This window comes from Kitasatospora dryopteridis, from assembly GCF_050749075.1.
In the GTDB taxonomy this organism is placed as follows: domain Bacteria; phylum Actinomycetota; class Actinomycetes; order Streptomycetales; family Streptomycetaceae; genus Kitasatospora.
Window position 1 is genome coordinate 2,393,787 of the sequence record NZ_CP192749.1, and the last position, 19,740, is coordinate 2,413,526.

A 19,740-nucleotide genomic window follows, 5' to 3' on the forward strand; every position below is an offset into this window, starting at 1 on the left:
ATCACGTGGGACGCCTGAAAACGCCCCTCGGGCCGACGGATGCGATCCGCCGGCCCGAGGGGCGTCGTGATGTCCCGGGGTGCGGGGTTACAGCACCTGCAGGTTCTTCCGCAGCTCGAACGGGGTGACCTCGGAGCGGTACTCCTCCCACTCCTGGCGCTTGTTGCGCAGGAAGAAGTCGAAGACGTGCTCGCCGAGGGTCTCGGCGACGAGTTCGCTGCGCTGCATGAGGTCGATGGCCTCGCCGAGGTTCTGCGGCATGGGCTGGATGCCCAGGGCGCGGCGCTCGGCGTCGGAGAGGGCCCACACGTCGTCGTCGGCGCCGGACGGGAGTTCGTAGCCCTCCTCGATGCCCTTGAGGCCGGCGGCGAGGGTGACGGCGTAGGCGAGGTAGGGGTTGCAGCCGGTGTCGAGGGAGCGGACCTCGACCCGGGTGGAGCCCTGCTTGCCGGGCTTGTACATGGGGACGCGGATCAGCGCGGAGCGGTTGTTGTGGCCCCAGCAGATGTACGAGGGGGCCTCGCCGCCGGCGCCCGCGGTGCGCTGCGAGCCGCCCCAGATGCGCTTGTAGGAGTTGACCCACTGGTTGGTGACGGCGGCGGTCTCGGCGGCGTGCTTGAGCAGGCCGGCGATGAAGGAGCGGCCGACCTTGGACAGCTGGTACTCGGCGCCGGACTCGTGGAAGGCGTTGCGGTCGCCCTCGAAGAGGGAGACGTGGGTGTGCATGCCGGAGCCGGGGTGGTCGGAGAACGGCTTGGGCATGAAGCTGGCGTGCACGCCCTGCTCCAGCGCGACCTCCTTCATGACCAGGCGGAAGGTCATGATGTTGTCGGCGGTGGAGAGTGCGTCGGCGTACCGGAGGTCGATCTCCTGCTGGCCGGGGGCGCCCTCGTGGTGGGAGAACTCCACCGAGATGCCCATGGACTCGAGCATGGTGATCGCCTGGCGGCGGAAGTCGTGGCCGACGCCGCGCGGGGTGTGGTCGAAGTAGCCGGACTGGTCGGCCGGGATCGGCGGGGTGCCGTCGCCCGGGAGGTTCTTCAGCAGGAAGAACTCGATCTCCGGGTGGGTGTAGAAGGTGAAGCCCAGGCTGGAGGCCTTCTCCAGGGTGCGCTTGAGCACGTACCGCGGGTCGGCGAAGGACGGGGAGCCGTCCGGCATGAGGATGTCGCAGAACATGCGCGCGGTGCCGGGGGTCTCGGAGCGCCACGGCAGTATCTGGAACGTGGTCGGGTCCGGCTTGGCGATCATGTCGGATTCGTAGACGCGGGCGAAGCCCTCGATCGCCGAGCCGTCGAAGCCGATGCCTTCCTCGAAGGCCTGCTCCAGCTCGGCGGGCGCGACTGCGACCGACTTGAGGAACCCGAGGACGTCGGTGAACCACAGCCGGACAAAACGGATGTCACGCTCCTCGAGCGTGCGAAGCACGAACTCCTGCTGCTTGCCCATGGGGACAGTCTCACCTCTGCTCTTTACGTCCGTGTTACGCCCGGCGGCGGCGGGGCTGTGGCCGGAGCGGCGCGTGGTCCCGCGACCGATCCCATCATGGCGGATCATCGCCCCTCGTCCACCTCTGGGTGGTGGCGGACCACTGTTGTCGCCGGCTCGCCTCCGGGCCCTCCCGACCCGGCACCGACGGTCTCCCCCAGCCTGACGGCCGGGAGGTGCCCCCATGCTCCGTCGCTGCGCTCCCTCGCTCGCCCTCCTTGCCCGCCGACGGGCAGGAGGGGCCCACCCTTTCGGCACCGGCGGGCCCTTCGGCTCGGGGTGGACAGTGGTCCCGAGGGGTACCCCCCGCGACATAACGTCAGTTAGACGATTACACTCGGGGCCATGCCGAATCTCCGTCTCGCCCTGTGCCAGATCGACCCCTGGGTCGGTGACATCGCCCGCAACGGCGACGAGGTGGTGCGCTGGACCAGGCAGGCCGTCGAGGCCGGTGCCGGGCTGGTCGCCTTCCCCGAGATGGCCCTGACCGGGTACCCGGTCGAGGACCTCGCCCTGCGCAGTTCCTTCGTCGAGGCGTCCCGCACCGCCCTGGTCGAGCTCGCCGCCCGGCTGGCGGCCGAGGGCCTGGGCGAGGTGCCCGTCGTGGTCGGCTACCTCGGCCGCTCCGAGCACGACTCCGCGCGCCTGCACCGCCCGGCGGGCTCCCCGCAGAACTGCGCCGCCGTGCTGCACCGCGGCGCGGTGGTGAACCGCTTCGCCAAGCACTACCTGCCCAACTACGGCGTCTTCGACGAGTACCGCTACTTCGTCCCCGGCGACCAGCTGGTGGTGCTGAACCTGCACGGCGTCGACGTGGCGCTCGCGATCTGCGAGGACATCTGGCAGGACGGCGGCCGGGCGACGGCCGCGGGCGAGGTCGGGGCCGGCCTGCTGCTGGTGGTCAACGGCTCGCCGTACGAGCGGAACAAGGACGACGTCCGGCTGGAGCTGGTGCAGCGCCGGGCCGCCGAGGCCGGCTGCACGCTCGCCTACCTGAACATGGTCGGCGCCCAGGACGAGCTGGTCTTCGACGGCGACTCGGTGGTGGTCTCGGCCGGCGGCGAGGTGCTGGCCCGCGCCCCGCAGTTCGAGGAGAAGCTGCTGCTCACCGACCTGGAGCTGCCGGCGGCCTCCTCGGAGCACACCGACGGGCTGATCCTCACCGACGGCCTGCACCTGGTCCGCGTGGACCTGGGCGGCGAGCCGCTGCCGGCCCCGGCCGAACCGGTCGCCGCCGAGATCGCGCCGCGGCTGGACGACGAGGCGGAGATCTACGCCGCCCTGGTCGAGGGCACCCGGGCGTACGTACGCAAGAACGGCTTCAAGTCGGTGCTGATCGGCCTGTCCGGCGGCATCGACTCGGCGCTGGTCGCCGCGATCGCGGTGGACGCCGTCGGCGCGGAGAACGTGCACTGCATCTCGATGCCCAGCCAGTACTCCTCGGAGCACTCCAAGGACGACGCGGCCGAGCTGGCCCGCCGCACCGGCCTCAACTTCCGCACCGTATCGATCGCCCCGATGTTCGACGCCTACATGGGGTCGCTGGGACTGACCGGCCTGGCGGAGGAGAACCTGCAGTCCCGACTGCGCGGCACCCTGCTGATGGCCGTCTCCAACCAGGAGGGCCACATCGTCCTCGCGCCGGGCAACAAGAGCGAGCTGGCCGTGGGCTACTCGACGCTGTACGGCGACTCGGTGGGCGCGTACGGGCCCATCAAGGACGTCTACAAGTCGCTGATCTTCCGGCTGGCGAAGTGGCGCAACGAGGCGGCTGAGGCCCGCGGCGAGGTGCCGCCGATCCCGGAGAACACCATCAGCAAGCCGCCGTCCGCCGAGCTGCGGCCGGGCCAGGTCGACACCGACTCGCTGCCCGACTACGACCTGCTGGACACCGTCCTCGACCTGTACGTCGAGGGCGACCTGGGGCGGGACGCGATCGTCGCCAAGGGCTTCGCGCCCGAGGTGGTCGACCGGATCGTCCGGCTGGTCGACACGGCCGAGTACAAGCGCCGCCAGTACCCGCCGGGCCCGAAGATCTCCCCCAAGGGCTTCGGCCGGGACCGCCGCCTGCCGATCACCAACCGCTGGCGCCGCGGCTGACCTGCCGGGGCACGTGGATACCCACAAGGGGCGCTGGGGGCACCTACCGGCCGAAGGCCGGGGGGTGCCCCCAGCGTCCCCGTTCGGCTGCCCATCCGCCCAGAAGGCGTGCGTCAGCCGAGGGAGGCCTGCCAGGTCCAGGAGGTGCGGCGGGGGCGGCCGGCGAGGGTCGCTCGGCCGGTGCACCAGAGCAGGACGGCGGCCGGCTCCCCGGGCGGGGCGTCGGGGAACAGCCGGGCCAGCACGGCGGCGCACAGCGGGGCCGGCAGGTGCCACTCGGCGCCGAGGCCGCGGGTGATGTCCCAGGCGTGCAGCAGTGTCTCGGCGGTGCCCATGGCGGCGAAGCCGGACGGGTCGCAGGGGCCCCAGTGCCAGGCGCGGGCCTCGGGTCCGGCGGCGGCGAGCGCCGCCGAGAGCAGTCCGCCGGCGGCCCGGACGACCTGCAGCAGTTCGGCGACCGGTGTCCGCGGACGGACGGTCAGGTCGAAGGGCAGGTAGCCGTCACGGGGCCGGGCGGCGAGCTGGCCGGCGTAGGCGAGCAGGTCGTGGGCGATGTGCACGGCGGTCTCGCGGCACGTCCAGGTGAGGGGCCCGGCCTGGACCGACCAGTCGTCCTCCTCGTGGAGGACCAGCACACCGAGCGCCTCGGTCAGCGCGCGGTCCACGTCTCGTCCGTCCATGCCTGTCATCGTCCCACGCGGGGCGGTGCAGGGACGGCCGCACCGGGCCGGTGCGGCCGGTCAGTACACGTAGGTGGCGGTCAGCGCGCGGTGGTCGCTGCCGTCGGCGGGCAGCACCTTGGAGTCGGTCGGCCTGAGCCCGCCCTTGCTGAGGATCTGGTCGATCCGGGCCATCGGGAAGGCGGACGGCCAGGAGAAGCCGAAGCCGTCGCCGGCGGCGCCCTGCGCGGAGCGCATCTGCGAGGTGATCGGGGCGAGGCTGCGGTCGTTCATGGTGCCGTTGAGGTCGCCGAGCAGGATGACCTTCTTGAGCTGCTCGGCCTCGATGGCGTCGCCGAGCGCCTGGGCGCTGTGGTCGCGCCGGCCGGCGGTGAAGCCGCTCTCGGACTTGATCCGCACCGACGGCAGGTGGGCGACGTACACGGCGAGCGGGCCCGACGGGGTGGTGACCTGTGCACGGAAGGCGCGGGTCCAGCCGATCCGGATGTCCACCTCGCGGACGTCCCCGATCGGGAAGGTCGACCAGAGGCCGACGGTGCCCCGCACCGCGTGGTACGGGTACTTGGCGGCCAGGCCTTCGGTGTAGGTGGGGACGGCACTCGCGGCGAGCTCCTCCAGGGCGACGATCTCGGCGCCGGATCCGTTGAGGAGCTTGATCGTGCCGGCGGTGTCGCTGTTGGCGGCCGCCACGTTGTGGGTGAGCACGGTGAAGTCGCCGCGGCCGCCGCCCTTGTCGCTGAGCAGGCCGCCGAAGAGGTTCAGCCAGACGATCGCGGGCAGCAGCACCGCGGTGAGTGCGGTCGCCGAGCGGCGCCACAGGCCGACCGCGATCAGCAGCGGAACGGCCAGGCCCAGCCAGGGCAGGAAGGTCTCCAGCAGGCTGCCGAGGTTGCCCCAGCGGTTGGGGACGACCGCGTGGAGGGCGAGCAGCAGTGCGGTGAGGACGGCGAACCCGGCGGTGACCCAGCCGCGGCGCGGGTCGAGCCAGCGGCGGAGGTCGAACCGGCGGTGGGGGCCCGTCGGTTCGGCCGGGCCCCCGCCCGCCGCTGCCACTGCCTCGTCCGCCTGCACCATGCGCCCCGCTCCTCCGCACCCGGCGTCGTCGTGCCGCCGGGATGGTCCGTGCCCGTTCCGGCCGCGCCGGTCGGGCGTGTGCGGCGGATCGGTGTCGATCCGCCGCACACGCCCGGTCGTATTCTCGGCTCAGCCTATGACGGCATGGACGCGGAAGGGCGGCCGGGAGGTTGCGGCACGCCCCCGATCAGCGGGACTGCCCGGCCGGCTGCCCTCCGGACGGCTGTGCGCCGACGCCGTTGAGCACGGCGTCGACCATCTGCTCGGCGAGTTCGGGGTCGTCCAGCGGGGCCTCGTCCCACAGCACGGTGCGCAGCAGGATCGGGCCGATGACGATCTCGCAGACGAGTTCGACGTCGAGGTCGGCGCGGAGCACGCCCTCGTCGATGCCACGGCGCACGATGGCGCGGGCGAGCTCGCGGCGGGGCCTGACCACCTGTTCCTGGTACGCCTGACGGAGCTCGGGCCAGGTGTTCATCTGGCTGAGGGCGGACTTCAGCATCCAGCGGGAGCGCTTGGCGAGGCCGCGGCGGCGCATGTAGTCGATCATGCCGACGAGCTCGTCGCGAACGGTGCCGCCGGTGCGTTCGGGGAGCGGGGACTCGAGTCTGGCGACCACGTCGACCAGCAGGGCCTCCTTGTTGGGCCAGCGCCGGTAGATGGTGGCCTTGCCGACGCCGGCGGCGGCCGCGATGCCCTCGATCGACAGCTCGGAGAGGCTCCTGCCGTCCTCGATCAGGTTCTCGACGGCGGCGAAGATGGCCTGCTCGGCCGCCTCGCTGCGCGGGCGGCCCCGCCGCGGGGCACAGAGCTCCGCCGCGGTGCCGTCCTCGTCGGCGCCGCATGCCGAGACGGTCGGTTCGGTGTGCATGGCGCCATTCTCTCCTGATCGGGCCGTTCTCCGGTGATCTCCCCGGAGGGTCAGACCTTGGCGGGCCGCGGTTCGCTGTCGGCCTGGGCCGGGACGGCGGCCGGCCCGGCGGCGGCCTTGCCGGGCAGCAGCACCAGGGCGAGCACCACGCCGAGGGCGGTGATGCCCGCGGAGAGGCCGGCCACCACGTGCATGGCGTGCATGAAGGCGTCCTGGGCGGGGGCGACCAGGTCGCGGGCGCCGGTGCGCTCGGCGACGGCCAGGGTGGCCTCCAGGGACTCGCCGGCCTTGTCCCGCACGGCGGCGGGGAGCTGTGCGAGGTGGTCGCCCATGCCGTCGCGGTAGACGGTGGAGAGCACCGCGCCGAGGACGGCGACACCGAGCGAGCCGCCGACCTGGCGGAAGGTGTTGTTGATGGCGGAGCCCGCACCGGCCTTCTCGCGGGGCAGCGAGCCCATGATGGCGACGGTGACCGGCGGCATGACGTGGGCCATACCGGCGCCCATGACGAAGCCGATGACGACGAGCACCCAGATCGGGGTGGTGGCGTCGAGCAGCAGGTAGCCGAGGAAGCCGACGGCGACGAGGGCCATGCCGCCGGCGCAGGTGGCGCGGACGCCGAAGCGGTCGACGACGAGCCGGGCGCGCGGGGCGAAGGCCATCTGGGCGGCGGCCAGCGGCAGCATCAGCAGGCCGGACTGGAGGGCGCTGTAGCCGCGGACGCTCTGGGTGTAGAAGACGCCGAAGAAGGAGACGCCCATCAGGCCGAAGAAGACGACGCCGATGACGACGACGGAGGCGGAGAACACCCGGTTGCGGAACCAGGTGACGTCCAGCGCGGGGTGGGAGGTGCGCCGCTCGAAGACGACGAACGCGGTGAGGGCGAGCAGGCCGACCAGGATCGGCACCCAGGCGCCGGCCGCGGTGAAGTCGGCGAGTTCGCCGCCCTTGATGATGCCGTAGATCAGGGCGACCAGGCCGATCACGGAGAGCAGCACGCCGACCGGGTCGAGCCTGCCGGGCTTCGGGTCGCGGGAGTTCGGCACCAGGATCGACATGGCGACGAGGGCGACGAGCACGATCGGGACGTTGACCAGGAAGACCGAGCCCCACCAGAAGTGCTCGATGAGCAGGCCGCCGGTGATCGGGCCGATGGCGATGGCCAGGCCGACGGCGCCGGCCCAGATGCCGATCGCCTTGGGCTGCTCCTTGCGCTCGAAGACGTTCATGATGATGGCGAGGGTGGCGGGCATCACGAAGGCGCCGCCGAGGCCCATGACCGCGCGGAAGGCGATGAGCTGGCCGGGGCTGTCCGCGAGGGCGGAGAGCAGCGAGCCGAGGCCGAAGACGGCCATGCCGGCGAGCAGGGACCACTTGCGCCCGAGCCGGTCGCCGAGCAGGCCGGCGGTGAAGAGCAGGCCGGCGAAGACCAGCGTGTAGGAGTTGATCGCCCACTCGAGGTCGCTCTGGCTGGCGCCGAGGCCGGTGGGGGCGGGCTGGGCGATGGTCTTCATCGCCACGTTGAGGATCGAGTTGTCGAGGACGACGACGAGCAGGGCGAGGATCAGGGTGCCCAGGATCGCCCAGCGGCGGCGGTGGATGGCGTCGGGTGAGCGTGGTGGCGCTGCGGTGGTCATGGTGTGGAGTCCCCGTCCGTACGAGAGTGCTGTGCGGACTTACGAGCCGAAAGCGTCTCGTAACCCGTTCGGCCCAAGCCTAGACCTTTTTTCGATACGAGACGGATCCGTATCGTAAAGTCTGGGTAAAGGGTTCGCACCAGGGGCCCGGAAGACCGCCGCCGCCCCGGGTCTTTGCGGCGGGCGGGCGGCGTGCAAGCATGGGGGCAGATCCGGGGACGCCGTACGGCGCCACGAGACGACAACCCTTCAGGAGTCTGTTCGATGAACGCTTCTCCGCTTCAGCCTGCCCCGTCGCAGGAAGGCACCGTGCTTTACGGCGGCATCACCAACCGGCGCGTGACCGTGCGCGACCTGGCCAAGGCCAAGCAGCACGGCGAGCGCTGGGCGATGCTGACCGCCTACGACGCGCTGACCGCCGGTGTCTTCGACGAGGCGGGCATCCCGGTGCTGCTGGTCGGCGACTCGGCCGGCAACTGCCACCTCGGCTACGAGACCACCGTGCCGGTGACCATGGACCAGATGGTGATGCTCTCCGCAGCCGTCGTCCGCGGCACCAAGCGGGCCCTCGTGGTCGGCGACATGCCCTTCGGCTCCTACCAGGAGTCGCCCGCCCAGGCCATGCACAACGCCGCCCGCCTGATGAAGGAGGCCGGCGTCGGCGCCGTCAAGCTGGAGGGCGGCGAGCGCAGCGCCCGCTCCATCGAGCTGCTGGTCGAGGCCGGCATCCCGGTGATGGCGCACATCGGCCTCACCCCGCAGTCGGTGCACGCCTTCGGCGGGTACCCGGTGCAGGGGCGCGGAGACGAGGCCGCGCACCAGCTGCTGCGCGACGCCAAGGCCGTGCAGCAGGCCGGCGCCTTCTCGGTGGTGCTGGAGGCGGTGCCCGCCGAGCTGGCCGCCCAGGTCACCGAGCAGCTGGCGATCCCGACCGTAGGAATCGGCGCGGGCGTCGACACCGACGCCCAGGTGCTCGTCTGGACGGACATGGCCGGCATGACCGCCGGCCGGGTGCCGAAGTTCGTCAAGCAGTACGCCAACCTGCGGGCCGTCCTCGGCGAGGCCGCCCGCGAGTTCGCGGCCGACGTCAGCACGGGCGCCTTCCCCGCGCCCGAGCACAGCTTCAGCTGAGGCCGGTGCGGCTCTCCGGTTGACGCAGCGTCACGGCGCGCCCGCCCCGGCGGGCGCGCCGTCGGCGTATCGGCGTACCGGGGCGCCGACAGCGGCGTGACAGCGGCCGCCGTCCGCTGACAGCCGGACGACAGCGTGCCGACAGCGGGCCCCGGCAGATTGGTGGCATGACACCGATCGCCACCGCCCCGAACGACCGGGGGCCCCGCAGCAACGCCGTGGAGGTCCGCGGCATCGTCAAGACCTTCGGCGCCACCCGGGCGCTCGACGGCGTCGACCTCACCGTCCGCGAGGGCACCGTCCTCGGCCTGCTCGGCCCCAACGGTGCCGGCAAGACCACCCTCGTCCGCATCCTCTCCACCCTCGTCAAGCCGGACGCCGGCACCGCCCACGTCGGCGGCTACGACGTGCTGCGCCAGCCCAAGCAGCTGCGCCGCACCATCGGCCTCACCGGCCAGTACGCCTCGGTGGACGAGCTGCTCTCCGGCTACGAGAACCTCTACCTGATCGGCCGGCTGCTCGACCTCTCCGCCAAGGAGTCCAAGGCCCGCGCCGGCGAGCTGCTCGAGCGCTTCTCGCTCACCGACGCCGCCAAGCGGCCCGCCAAAACCTACTCCGGCGGCATGCGCCGCCGCCTCGACCTCGCCGCCTCCATGATCGGCCGGCCGAAGGTGCTCTACCTGGACGAGCCCACCACCGGTCTCGACCCGCGCACCCGCAACGAGGTCTGGGACGAGGTCCAGCGGATGGTCGCCGAGGGCTCCACCGTGCTGCTCACCACCCAGTACATGGAGGAGGCCGAGCAGCTCGCCCACGAGCTCACCGTGATCGACCGCGGCCGGGTGATCGCCGCCGGCGGCATCGAGGAGCTCAAGACCCAGGTCGGCGGCCAGACCCTGCAGGTCCGCCCGCTGCACCCGGCCGAACTGCCCGAGATGGCCCGCTGCCTGCACGAGGCCGGCGTGGCCGCGACCTTCTCCGCCGATACCGGCCTGCTCTCCGTGCAGCTCACCGGCGAGGACCAGCTCACCGCCGTCGTCGGCGTGCTGGGCACCCGCGGCTTCGGCATCGCGGGCATCGACACCAAGCTCCCCAGCCTGGACGAGGTCTTCCTCGCCATCACCGGCAAGCCGTCCGCCCCGGCCGCCCCGATCCTCGACAAGGAGCCCGTGGCATGACCGCCGCCACCCTGACCCCCGCCCCGGCCCAGCTGGACGACCCGCGGATCGGCCTCGCCGGACACCTGCGCCACGTCGGCGCGCTGACCCGCCGCAACCTGATGCGGATCAAGGCCGACCCGGAGTCCATGCTCGACGCGGTGCTGATCCCGATCATCTTCACCGTGCTGTTCGTCTACGTCTTCGGCGGCGCGGTCTCCGGCAGCCAGCAGGACTACATCCAGTACATGATCCCGGGCCTGCTCGGCACCACCGGCCTCAACCTGGCGATGGCCGTCGGCACCGGTCTCAACAGCGACTTCCAGACCGGCGTGATGGACCGCTTCCGCACCCTGCCGATCGGCCGGGCCGCCGTGCTGCTCTCCAAGATCGCCGCCGAGACCTGCCGCGGCCTGGTCTCCTTCACCATCCTCATCGGCTTCTCGATGATCCTCGGGCTGGAGATCAAGACCGACTTCCTGCACCTGCTGGGTGCGGTCGGCCTGTCCCTGCTGTTCGGCATGTCGATCGTCTGGATCTCCATGCTGGTCGGCATGTCGCTGCGCAGCGCCCAGGCCGTCCAGGGCGTCAGCATGCTGGTCATCATGCCGCTGCAGTTCGGCAGCTCGATCTTCGCGCCGACCGACACCATGCCGGGCTGGCTGCAGGCCTTCACCGAGTACAACCCGCTCTCCGCGCTGGCCGACGCCTGCCGCAACCTGATCAACGGCGGGCCGCTCACCCACTCGGTGACCATCGTGCTCGCCTGGTCGGTGGCGATCACCGCCGTCACCGCGCCGCTGGCCGTCGCCCGCTTCCGCAAGCGGACCTGACGGAACGCCGGCCGACCGGCCGTCAGAACCTCCCGGGATCGTCCAGCAGGGCGGCCGCCTCCGACACCGTGAGGCGGCCGCCCTCGGCGCATGCCGCGGCGTACTCCTCGGCGCCGAGCAGCCGGGCGAGCGCCGGGACGAGCCGGTCGCGCTCCTGCCGCTCGATGTGGGAGCCGGGCGCCCCGTGCAGGGCGTCGTGGGCGCCGAGCAGCACGGCCGCCCGGCGGGCCGCCCGCGCGTCCTCGCGCTGCTCGGCGAGCGCGAACAGCACACCCGCCGCCGGGAGCAGCAGCATCACCGCCATGTGCTCGGCGAAGATCGTGGCCCCACCGGGCACGGACACCATGGTGCGGCGCCCCTCGGCGAGCATCTCCAGGCCGCGGGGGGCGTCGCCGGAACGGGCGGTCACCCAGCCGCGGATGCAGACCACGATGCCCTGGAAGACCCCGGGCACCAGCGGCCCGAACGTTTCCTGGCCGGCCCCCAGCCGGTCGAGCTCGGCGAGGGCCCGCCCGTACTCGCCGCGCTGGGTGTGGATGTTGCAGAGCACCAGCCGGCCGTAGAGCAGCGCGCCGTCGGCGGCGTGGTTGCCGTGCCGGACGCCGGCCAGGGCCTCCCGGATCAGCCGCTCGCCCCCGGCCTCGTCGAACTCGAACAGTGCCTCGCCGTACCGGGTCTGGAGCAGCGGCACCTCCTGCAGGGCGCCGAGTTCCTCGGCGATCTCGATGGCCTGCCGGTAGGCGTCGGCGGCCCGGCGGCCGTCGCCCTGCTTGGCCGCGTTCTCGGCCTGGGCGGAGAGCGCCTCGGACATGCCCCAGCGGTCGCCGCACCGGGTGAAGATCTCCAGCGCCTCGGCGCTGTCGGCGACGGCCTGGTCGAGGCCGCCGACCCAGTCGTTGAGCAGCCGGGCCCGCAGTTGCAGGGCGAAGGCGAGGTCCAGCGGGCGGCCGTGCCGGCGGGCGCCGTCGACGGCGTCGTCCATGGTCTCCCGCATCCGGTCCATCTCTCCGGAGAGGAAGACCGCGAACACCCGCAGCAGCGCGGGGAAGCGGTAGGCCTGCGGCAGCTCCCGGGTGTAGGTGTCCAGCACCCGGTTCGAGAGGGCGAGCGCGTCGGGGTCGCCGAGCATGGCCATGTCGCCGGTGAACGTCTCCACCAGCCGGTGGAGTTGGATCTGGCGACGGGCCTCGTCCAGGATCTCGGGCGGCATCGGCAACGGCGCGTCCAGCGGAGCGGTCGTCAGCGGCACCGGGCGGGGGGCGTCGGGGCCGTAGGCGTCGGGCCCGAGCGCGCAGACCGCGTCGTACCAGTCGCAGGCCTCCCGCCGGTAGTCGCGCAGCGACCAGAACCAGCTCATGCCCAGGGCGAGGACCAGTGCCTCCTGCTCCTCGCCGTGTTCGACGGCGGCGCGCAGCGCGGACCTGACGTTCTCCAGTTCGCGGTCGAGGAGGGCGAGCCACTCGAGCTGGCCGGGCCCGTGCAGGTGCTGGTCGGCGGTCCGGACGAGCTCGCGGTAGCAGCGGACGTGGCGCTGTTCGGCGCCCTCGCCGCCGGCCTCGGCGAGCTTCTCGGCGGCGTACTCGTGGATGGTCTCCAGCATCCCGTAGCGCGGCCCGCCGTCCAGGTCGGCGACGACCAGGGACTTGTCGACCAGGGAGAGCAGCAGCTCGGCGACGTCCTCGCGGCGGACGTCGGTGCCGTCGGCGGCGACCTGCTCGGCGGCCTCCAGGGTGCAGCCGCCGGCGAAGACGGAGAGCCGGCGCAGCACCGCGCGTTCGCGTTCGCCCAGCAGGTCCCAGCTCCAGTCGACGACGGCGCGCAGCGTCTGCTGGCGGGGCAGCAGGGTGCGGGAGCCGGCGGTGAGCAGGGCGAACCGGCCGTCGAGGCGGTCGGCGATCTGACGCGGGGTCAGGCCGCGCAGCCGGGCGGCGGCGAGCTCGATGGCGAGCGGCAGTCCGTCCAGGCGGCGGCAGATCTCGGCGCAGGCCTCCGGGTCCTCGGCGGGGTCGAAGCCGGGGCGGGCGGCGGCGCCGCGCTCGGCGAGCAGGCGCAGGGCGGCCGGGTCGGGCAGCGGCTCGACCGGCAGCACCGACTCGCCGGGGACACCGAGCGGCTCCCGGCTGGTGGCGAGGACGGTGAGGCCGGGGCACTCGGCGAGCAGCCGGTCGGCGAGGTCGGCGGCGGCCTGGACGAGGTGTTCGCAGTTGTCGAGGACGAGCAGCATCCGGCGCGGGGCGCAGTGCTCGACGATCCGGCGGACGGGGTCGCCGCGGCGGGAGTCCATCACCTCGGCGACGGCGCCGCCGGTGTGCAGCACCGTCTCGCGCAGGCCAAGTGCGGCGGCGACGGCGGCCGGCACGGCCAGGTCGTCCTCCAGCGGGGCGAGTTCGGCCATCCAGACGCCGTCCGGCCAGGTGCCGTCCGCCTGGGCGGCCCGGCCGGCCTCGACGGAGAGCCGGGTCTTGCCGGAGCCGCCGGGCCCGGTGAGGGTGGTGAGCCGGCCGGCCGTCAGGGCCCTGCCGAGGGCGGTCAGGTCGCCGTCGCGGCCGACGAAGCTGGTGAGCCTGGGGCGCAGGTTCCCGGTGGGGGCGGGTGCCTGGGCCGGCACGGGTGCGGGTGCGGCCGGGGCGGGTGCGGGGGCCGGGGCGGGTGCGGCCGGTGCGGGAGCCAGCAGTTCGGCGTGCAGGGCGCGCAGTTCGGGGCCGGGGTCGGCGCCGAGGCGGTCGGCGAGGGTGCGCCGGGCCCGCTCGTAGCGCTGCAGGGCCTCCGCGGTGCGGCCTTCGGCCCGCAGGGCGCGGATCAGCAGGGCGTGCAGCTGCTCGTCGAGCGGGTGCTGTTCGCAGAGCTCGGCGAGTTCGGCGGTGACGTCGGCGGTGCGGCCGAGCGCGAGGTCGGCGGCGATCCGGTGGCGGCGGGCCTCGTCGCGCTGCGCCTCCAGCCGGACGGCGGGGCCGGCCCGGTCCGGCAGGTCGGCGAGGGCGGGGCCGCGCCAGAGGGCGAGCGCGCTGTGCAGGTGGCCGGCGGCCTCCAGGTGGTCGCCGGCGGCGAGCGCCCGGCGGCCGTCGGCGGCGAGCCGGCGGAAGTCGTCCGCGTCCGTCCGGCGGCCGGTCAGCCAGTACCCGGCGGGCCCGGAGCCGATCTCGTCGCGGCCGATGGTGCGGCGCAGCCGGCCGACCAGGGTCTGCAGTGCGGCGGAGGCGTCCTGCGGCGGGTCCTCGCCCCACACCTCGTCCACCAGCAGGTCGGCCGGGACGGGCCGGCCCCCGCGCAGCGCCAGCGCGGCGAGCAGGGCCCGCAGGCGTGCGCCGCCGAGCGGTACCGGGGTGCCGTCGTCGCGGTGGGCCGTGGTGGTTCCGAGGATGCCGTAGTGCACGGCCCCATTCTGGTCGACGGGCCGCGTGGCGGGCGCACATATATCCGGGCCGGTGGAACCGTGGGCGGGTGCCGGGCGTTCTTCCGTGACGGCTTGTCGCCGTCGCGAGCCGCGCGGCATGATCGGTCCCTGCCCGCCCCCGGCCCACACTCGGAGCTCCGCACCATGACCTTCGCCACCACGCAGCGCCGCAGCGAGGAGAGCCGGATCAGCCCGGTGTTCTGGGTGCTGCTCGCGACCCTGGGAACCTCCGCGTGGGCGGTGGTGAGCGGCTTCGGCAATCCCCGGTTCGGGGTGTTCCTGTTCGTGGTGGCGGGCTGGATGGTCTCGCTGTGCCTGCACGAGTACGCGCATGCGCGGACGGCGCTGCACAGCGGGGACATCACCATCGGCGCCAAGGGCTACCTGACGCTGAACCCGTTCAAGTACGCGCACGCCCTGCTGAGCTTCGTCCTGCCGGTGATCTTCGTGATCATGGGCGGGATCGGCCTGCCCGGCGGTGCGGTCTACATCGAGCGGCACCGCATCCGCGGCCGCCTCAAGCACAGCCTGATCTCGGCGGCCGGCCCGCTGGTGAACGTGGTGATCGGCATCGGCCTGCTGGTGCTGGTGAGCTCCGGGGTGTTCGACGACCCGGCGAAGCCGGCGGTGCTGGACGGCCAGGAGCTGATCGTCTCGGCCTTCCCCGCGGCGCTCGGCTTCCTGGCGTTCCTGCAGGTCAGCGCGGCTCTGCTGAACCTGCTGCCGGTGCCCGGCCTGGACGGCTACGGCATCGTCGAGCCCTGGCTGTCGCTCAAGACCCGCCGGGCGATCGAGCCCTTCGCGCCGTACGGCATGCTCGCGGTGTTCGTGATCTTCTGGCAGACCGCGGCCAGCCGGTGGTTCTCGGAGCTGGTGTTCGCGATCACCGACCTGTTCGGCGTCTCCAAGGCCTACCCGGTGGTCGGGCAGTTCCTCTTCCGCTTCTGGGAGTGAGCCCGGACACGGGCACCCCGGGAGGCGCCCGGGGTGCCCGGCTCCGACGACCGGCCTACGACTGCTGCTCGGCGGCGCGGGCCGCGGCGGCGCGCTCCTGGCGGTCCTTGCGGATGTAGAACCAGGCCATGTTCGAGGAGACGCCGGCCATCAGCACCCAGATCACGCCGAACCAGTTGCCCTGGACGAAGGAGACGACGGCGGCCGTCACCGCGAGCACGAGGACGATCGAGGCGAGCAGGGCGTTGCGCGGCATGGTGGAACTCTCCTGGACAGGGACGCCCCCGGCCGGAGCCGGGGACAGCTGGCACCCCATTGTCACCCCCTGGCCCCCGCGCGGGGGCCAGGGGGTGTCGTCGGAGGTGGCCGGGCACCCCGCGCGGTTCCCCGCGCCCCTCGCGGGTACCCGGCTCCCGCAGGCCCCTCCCGGCCGGCTCAGACGTCGGTGATCCGCAGGCCGGCATGCGCCTTGTAGCGGCGGTTGACCGAGATCAGGTTGGCGACCAGCGACTCGACCTGGTGGGCGTTGCGGAGCCGTCCGGCGAAGATGCCGCGCATGCCGGGGATCCGCTCGGCGAGCGCCTGCACGGTGTCGGTGGCGGCGCGGTCCTCGCCCAGCACCATGACGTCGGTGTCGATCCGCTCGATCGACGGGTCCTGCAGCAGCACCGCCGACAGGTGGTGGAAGGCCGCGGTCACCCGGGAGTCCGGCAGCAGGGCGGCGGCCTGCTGGGCGGCGCTGCCCTCCTCCGGCTTGAGCGCGTAGGCGCCCTGCTTGTCGAAGCCCAGCGGGTTGACGCAGTCCACGACGATCTTGCCGGCGAGTTCCTCGCGCAGGGCGGCGAGGGTGCCGGCGTGGCCGTCCCAGGGCACCGCGACGATCACGATGTCGCTCTCCCGGGCGCACGCCGCGTTGTCCGCGCCCCGCACGCCGAGGCCGATCTCCCCGGCGGCGGCCTCGGCGCGTTCGGCCGTCCGGGAGCCGATCACGACCTGCTGGCCCGCCTTGGCGAGCCGATAGGCCAGGCCGCGGCCCTGGTCGCCGGTGCCGCCGAGGACACCCACCACGAGCGAGGACACGTCGAGCGGAGCAGGGGCCGCAGCAGCGGCAGGATTCACCGATTCGGGTTGCGTCATGGACAAGATCCTGCCAAAGCCCGGGGCCCTCCTCCATGCTGTGCCGCATGGACGCGGTGAGACTTTCCGCACTGAGCGCGACACTGGCCGGCACCGGCCTGCTGGACGTCACCCGGGCCTTCGGCGGGGCGCTGCACCGCTCGGTCACCCGGCGTTCCGCCGCCGGGCTGCTGCTGGTGGGCACCGAGCGGTACGAGCCGTGGCACCTGGCCGCCCATCTGGACGAGGAGGCCGCCTGCACCGGCATCGGCGGCCTCGCCCCGGTACTGCTGCGGCACCGGGTGCCGGCCGCCGCGCCGGACCACCTGGCGCACGGCCTGCAGCGGCTCGGCGCGGCGCGACGCGGCGCGACGGTGCTGGTGGTGGCGCCGGAGGAGCCCGGCGAGGGCCTGCTGGAGCGGGTCGAGGGCGCGCGCCGGGGCGGGGCCACCGTGCTCGCACTGGACGCCGGCGACCACGAGCTCGGCGCGCTCGCCCACGAGCGGCTGGCGGTGCCGGTGGCCGGCGAGGGTCCGTTCGACCTGGTGCAGCACCTGGTCGGCGCGGCCGCCTCGGCGCGGCCCTCCCGGGGGCTGCGCAGCCGGCTGGCCGGGCTGGCGGAGCGGCTGGTGGCACCGCCGGTGCTGCGCTGGTGAGCGGCGGGCAGCTGTCGGTGGTGTACGGCCGGTAATTCGGTTGCCCCGCCGCGGGGGCGGGCCGAGGATGGCCGACCGTGAGCTCCGAACCACCCCGATCGCCCCGGCGGCTGCGCACCACCCTGCGCGGGCTGCTCCCGGACACCGCCCCCTGGCGCACCTCGCGGGACTTCCGCCTGCTGTGGAGCTCCGGCTGCGTCTCCAGCCTGGGCAGCTTCCTGACCTACGTGGCGGTGCCGCTGCAGGTGAAGGAGCTCACCGGCTCGTCCTTCCAGGTGGGCCTGGTCGGGGCGTTCGAGCTGGTGCCGCTGGTGGTCTTCGGCCTGTGGGGCGGCGCGCTGGCGGACGCCGTGGACCGCCGCCGGCTGGTGCTGCTCTCCGAGGGCGGGCTGGGCGTGCTGAGTGCCCTGCTGCTGGTCAACGCACTGCTGCCGGAGCCGATGCTGTGGCCGGTCTACGCGGTGGCCGCACTGGTCGCCGCCGTGGACGGCCTGCAGCGGCCGGCCCTGGACTCGCTGACCCCGCGGATCGTCCCGCACGAGCAGCTGACCGCCGCGTTCGCCTTCAACTCGCTGTACCGCAACGTCGGTTCGGTGGCCGGCCCGGCGCTGGCCGGTGTCGTGGTGGCGGTCGCCGGGGTGCAGACCGCGTTCGCCCTGGACGTGGTGAGCTTCGCCGTCTCGCTGCTGCTGCTCGTCCGCATCCGGGCGGTGCCGCCGTCGAGCGGAGCCGAACGCCCCTCGCTGCGGGCCGTCGCGACCGGCGTCCGCTACGCGTGGAGCCGCAAGGACCTGCTGGGCACCTATGCGATCGACGTCTGCGCGATGCTGTTCGCCTACCCGGTGGCGATCTTCCCGTTCCTGGCCGCCGAACTGGACGCCGGCTGGGCGCTCGGCCTGCTCTACGGCGCCTCCGCGGCGGGAGCGCTGGCCGTCTCGGCGACCAGCGGCTGGACGTCGCGCATCCACCGGCACGGCCGGATGCTCGTCCTCGCCGCCCTGGGCTGGGGCGCCGCCATGGTGCTGGCCGGGCTGGCCGGCAACATCTGGCTGGTGCTGCTCTGCCTGGCGGCGGCCGGCGGCGCCGACCAGATCAGCGGCACCGCCCGCTCCACCATGTGGAACCAGTCGATCCCCGACGAGCTGCGCGGCCGCCTCGCCGGGGTGGAGCTGCTCAGCTACTCGGTGGGCCCGCAGCTGGGCCAGGTCCGGGCGGGCGGCGCGGCCGGCCTGATCGGGGTGCGCGGCGCGATCTGGAGCGGCGGTGCGGCCTGCGTGCTCGGTGTCGCCGCGCTCGCCGTCGCCCTGCCGAGCCTGCTCGCCTACGACTCCCGGACGAATCCGCACGCGGCGGCGGTGCGGGCCGCGGCCGAGGGGCGCAGCACCGGCGCAGGCGGCCGCGAGCCCGTTCCGACCGCCTGACGGACGGTCAGTCCTCGTCCTCGCCGGCCGGCCGGTCGTCGCGCCAGCGCGGGTCGTTCTGCCACTCGCGGTTGCGCTCGGCGGCGATCTCCAGCGCGGCGGCCGCCTCGCCGCGGGTCGCGTAGGGGCCGAGCCGGTCCTTGGCCGGGCACTCCGGGCCCTCCTCGACCTTGCCGTGCTTGATGCAGTAGAACCACTCGCCCGGCTTTCCCGTGGGCTTGCGGCCGAATCCCAGTGCCATGAGGGCTGCTCCTGTCGGTGACGTCGTCCTGGGGTGATCCTTTCCCGGCGCCGCTGCCGTACACACGGCGGGTCCGCCGCGCGGCCCGTCCCGGCCGGACACGCCCTAGACTCGCGGGCATGGCTCTCGCACCCGGCACCGTGTCCCCCACCCGCAAGGTCCCCGCCCACATCGCGCGCCCGGAGTACGTGGGGCGGCCCGCGCCCGCGCCGTACACCGGCCCGGAGGTGCAGTCCGCCGAGACGGTCGAGAAGATGCGGATCGCCGGCCGGATCGCCGCGCAGGCCATGGAGGAGGCGGCCAAGCTGATCGCCCCCGGCATCACCACCGACGAGCTCGACGCGGTCGCGCACGCCTACATGTGCGACCACGGCGCGTACCCCTCGGACCTCGGCTACCGGGGCTTCCCCAAGTCGATCTGCACCTCGGTCAACGAGGTGATCTGCCACGGCATCCCGGACTCGACGGTCCTTCAGGACGGCGACATCGTCAACATCGACGCCACCGCCTACATCCACGGCGTGCACGGCGACCTCAACGCCACCTACCTGTGCGGCAACGTGGACGAGGAGTCCAAGCTGCTGGTCGAGCGGACGCGCGAGGCGCTCAACCGGGCGATCAAGGCGGTCAAGCCGGGCCGGCAGGTCAATGTGATCGGCCGGGTCATCGAGTCCTACGCCAAGCGGTTCGGCTACGGCGTCGTCCGGGACTTCACCGGCCACGGCATCAACACCTCGTTCCACTCCGGGCTGATCATCCCGCACTACGACAGCGAGCGGGCCACCGAAGTGATCAAGCCCGGCATGACGTTCACCATCGAGCCGATGCTGACCCTGGGCACCCACGACTACGACATCTGGGAGGACGGCTGGACGGTCGTCACCAAGGACCGCAGGCGGACCGCCCAGTTCGAGCACACCCTGGTGGTCACCGCGGACGGCGCGGAGATCCTCACCCTGCCGTAGACCCGCGACCGGGGCCGGCCGA

Annotated in this window: 17 protein-coding genes; 8 read left to right on the forward strand and 9 right to left on the reverse strand. The window is 73.2% G+C overall.

Features of this window, described 5'->3' with window-relative positions; translation table 11 throughout:
• Positions 1-87: 87 nt before the first annotated feature.
• Complete coding sequence (gene glnA / locus ACQ614_RS10865) at positions 88-1,449, reverse strand: type I glutamate--ammonia ligase (RefSeq protein ID WP_431678266.1); 1,362 nt, start codon at positions 1,447-1,449, stop codon at positions 88-90.
• Between the two features lie 384 nt (positions 1,450-1,833).
• Here glnA and ACQ614_RS10870 point away from each other — a divergent pair, with 384 nt between their 5' ends.
• Entirely contained in the window at positions 1,834-3,588 is a 1,755-nt protein-coding gene (locus ACQ614_RS10870) for an NAD+ synthase (RefSeq protein WP_431678267.1), read from the forward strand.
• 113 nt (positions 3,589-3,701) lie between these two features.
• Here the strand turns inward: ACQ614_RS10870 and ACQ614_RS10875 are convergent, their stop codons facing one another.
• The 4 genes from ACQ614_RS10875 to ACQ614_RS10890 all read right to left on the reverse strand — a co-directional run bounded on the left by ACQ614_RS10875 (position 3,702) and on the right by ACQ614_RS10890 (position 7,850).
• Complete coding sequence (locus ACQ614_RS10875) at positions 3,702-4,268, reverse strand: maleylpyruvate isomerase N-terminal domain-containing protein (protein ID WP_431678269.1); 567 nt, start codon at positions 4,266-4,268, stop codon at positions 3,702-3,704.
• Positions 4,269-4,328: 60 nt separating this feature from the next.
• Positions 4,329-5,342 carry an endonuclease/exonuclease/phosphatase family protein gene (locus tag ACQ614_RS10880; RefSeq protein WP_431678271.1) on the reverse strand — a complete coding sequence of 338 codons (1,014 nt, stop codon included), beginning with the start codon at positions 5,340-5,342 and terminating at the stop codon, positions 4,329-4,331.
• 187 nt (positions 5,343-5,529) lie between these two features.
• Complete coding sequence (locus ACQ614_RS10885; RefSeq protein WP_431678272.1) at positions 5,530-6,213, reverse strand: TetR/AcrR family transcriptional regulator; 684 nt, start codon at positions 6,211-6,213, stop codon at positions 5,530-5,532.
• Between the two features lie 50 nt (positions 6,214-6,263).
• A complete protein-coding gene (locus tag ACQ614_RS10890; RefSeq protein ID WP_431678274.1) occupies positions 6,264-7,850 on the reverse strand; it encodes an MFS transporter in 1,587 nt (528 codons plus the stop codon).
• Between the two features lie 264 nt (positions 7,851-8,114).
• Here ACQ614_RS10890 and panB point away from each other — a divergent pair, with 264 nt between their 5' ends.
• The 3 genes from panB to ACQ614_RS10905 all read left to right on the forward strand — a co-directional run bounded on the left by panB (position 8,115) and on the right by ACQ614_RS10905 (position 10,971).
• Positions 8,115-8,981, forward strand: coding sequence for a 3-methyl-2-oxobutanoate hydroxymethyltransferase (gene panB, locus ACQ614_RS10895; RefSeq protein ID WP_431678276.1), 867 nt, complete (start codon positions 8,115-8,117; stop codon positions 8,979-8,981).
• Positions 8,982-9,148: 167 nt separating this feature from the next.
• A complete protein-coding gene (locus tag ACQ614_RS10900; protein ID WP_431678277.1) occupies positions 9,149-10,159 on the forward strand; it encodes an ATP-binding cassette domain-containing protein in 1,011 nt (336 codons plus the stop codon).
• Positions 10,156-10,971 (forward strand): ABC transporter permease, encoded by an 816-nt coding sequence (locus tag ACQ614_RS10905; protein ID WP_431678278.1) that lies wholly within the window; start codon positions 10,156-10,158, stop codon positions 10,969-10,971. The genes ACQ614_RS10900 and ACQ614_RS10905 overlap by 4 nt, the downstream gene beginning before the upstream one ends.
• 22 nt (positions 10,972-10,993) lie before the next feature.
• Here the strand turns inward: ACQ614_RS10905 and ACQ614_RS10910 are convergent, their stop codons facing one another.
• Positions 10,994-14,344: an ATP-binding protein gene (locus tag ACQ614_RS10910; protein WP_431678280.1), complete on the reverse strand. Its 3,351-nt coding sequence runs from the start codon at positions 14,342-14,344 to the stop codon at positions 10,994-10,996.
• A 165-nt stretch (positions 14,345-14,509) separates the two neighbouring features.
• Here ACQ614_RS10910 and ACQ614_RS10915 point away from each other — a divergent pair, with 165 nt between their 5' ends.
• The gene (locus ACQ614_RS10915; protein WP_431678281.1) at positions 14,510-15,319 is read left to right on the forward strand and encodes a site-2 protease family protein; all 810 of its coding nucleotides are present in this window, start codon (positions 14,510-14,512) and stop codon (positions 15,317-15,319) included.
• 55 nt (positions 15,320-15,374) lie between these two features.
• Here the strand turns inward: ACQ614_RS10915 and ACQ614_RS10920 are convergent, their stop codons facing one another.
• Together ACQ614_RS10920 and npdG are read right to left on the reverse strand one after the other, a co-directional pair.
• Positions 15,375-15,575 (reverse strand): hypothetical protein, encoded by a 201-nt coding sequence (locus ACQ614_RS10920; protein WP_431678283.1) that lies wholly within the window; start codon positions 15,573-15,575, stop codon positions 15,375-15,377.
• 179 nt (positions 15,576-15,754) lie between these two features.
• Positions 15,755-16,456 carry an NADPH-dependent F420 reductase gene (gene npdG / locus ACQ614_RS10925; protein ID WP_363493520.1) on the reverse strand — a complete coding sequence of 234 codons (702 nt, stop codon included), beginning with the start codon at positions 16,454-16,456 and terminating at the stop codon, positions 15,755-15,757.
• Between the two features lie 47 nt (positions 16,457-16,503).
• Between npdG and ACQ614_RS10930 the strand changes: the two genes are divergently transcribed.
• Positions 16,504-17,091 (forward strand): hypothetical protein, encoded by a 588-nt coding sequence (locus ACQ614_RS10930; protein ID WP_431678284.1) that lies wholly within the window; start codon positions 16,504-16,506, stop codon positions 17,089-17,091.
• A gap of 77 nt (positions 17,092-17,168) precedes the next feature.
• A complete protein-coding gene (locus ACQ614_RS10935; RefSeq protein ID WP_431678285.1) occupies positions 17,169-18,512 on the forward strand; it encodes an MFS transporter in 1,344 nt (447 codons plus the stop codon).
• A 7-nt stretch (positions 18,513-18,519) separates the two neighbouring features.
• On the opposite strand, the gene ACQ614_RS10940 is transcribed toward ACQ614_RS10935, so the two are convergent.
• Positions 18,520-18,753, reverse strand: coding sequence for a hypothetical protein (locus ACQ614_RS10940; protein ID WP_431678286.1), 234 nt, complete (start codon positions 18,751-18,753; stop codon positions 18,520-18,522).
• Positions 18,754-18,872: 119 nt separating this feature from the next.
• Here ACQ614_RS10940 and map point away from each other — a divergent pair, with 119 nt between their 5' ends.
• Positions 18,873-19,718 carry a type I methionyl aminopeptidase gene (gene map / locus ACQ614_RS10945; RefSeq protein WP_431678287.1) on the forward strand — a complete coding sequence of 282 codons (846 nt, stop codon included), beginning with the start codon at positions 18,873-18,875 and terminating at the stop codon, positions 19,716-19,718.
• Positions 19,719-19,740 lie beyond the last annotated feature (22 nt).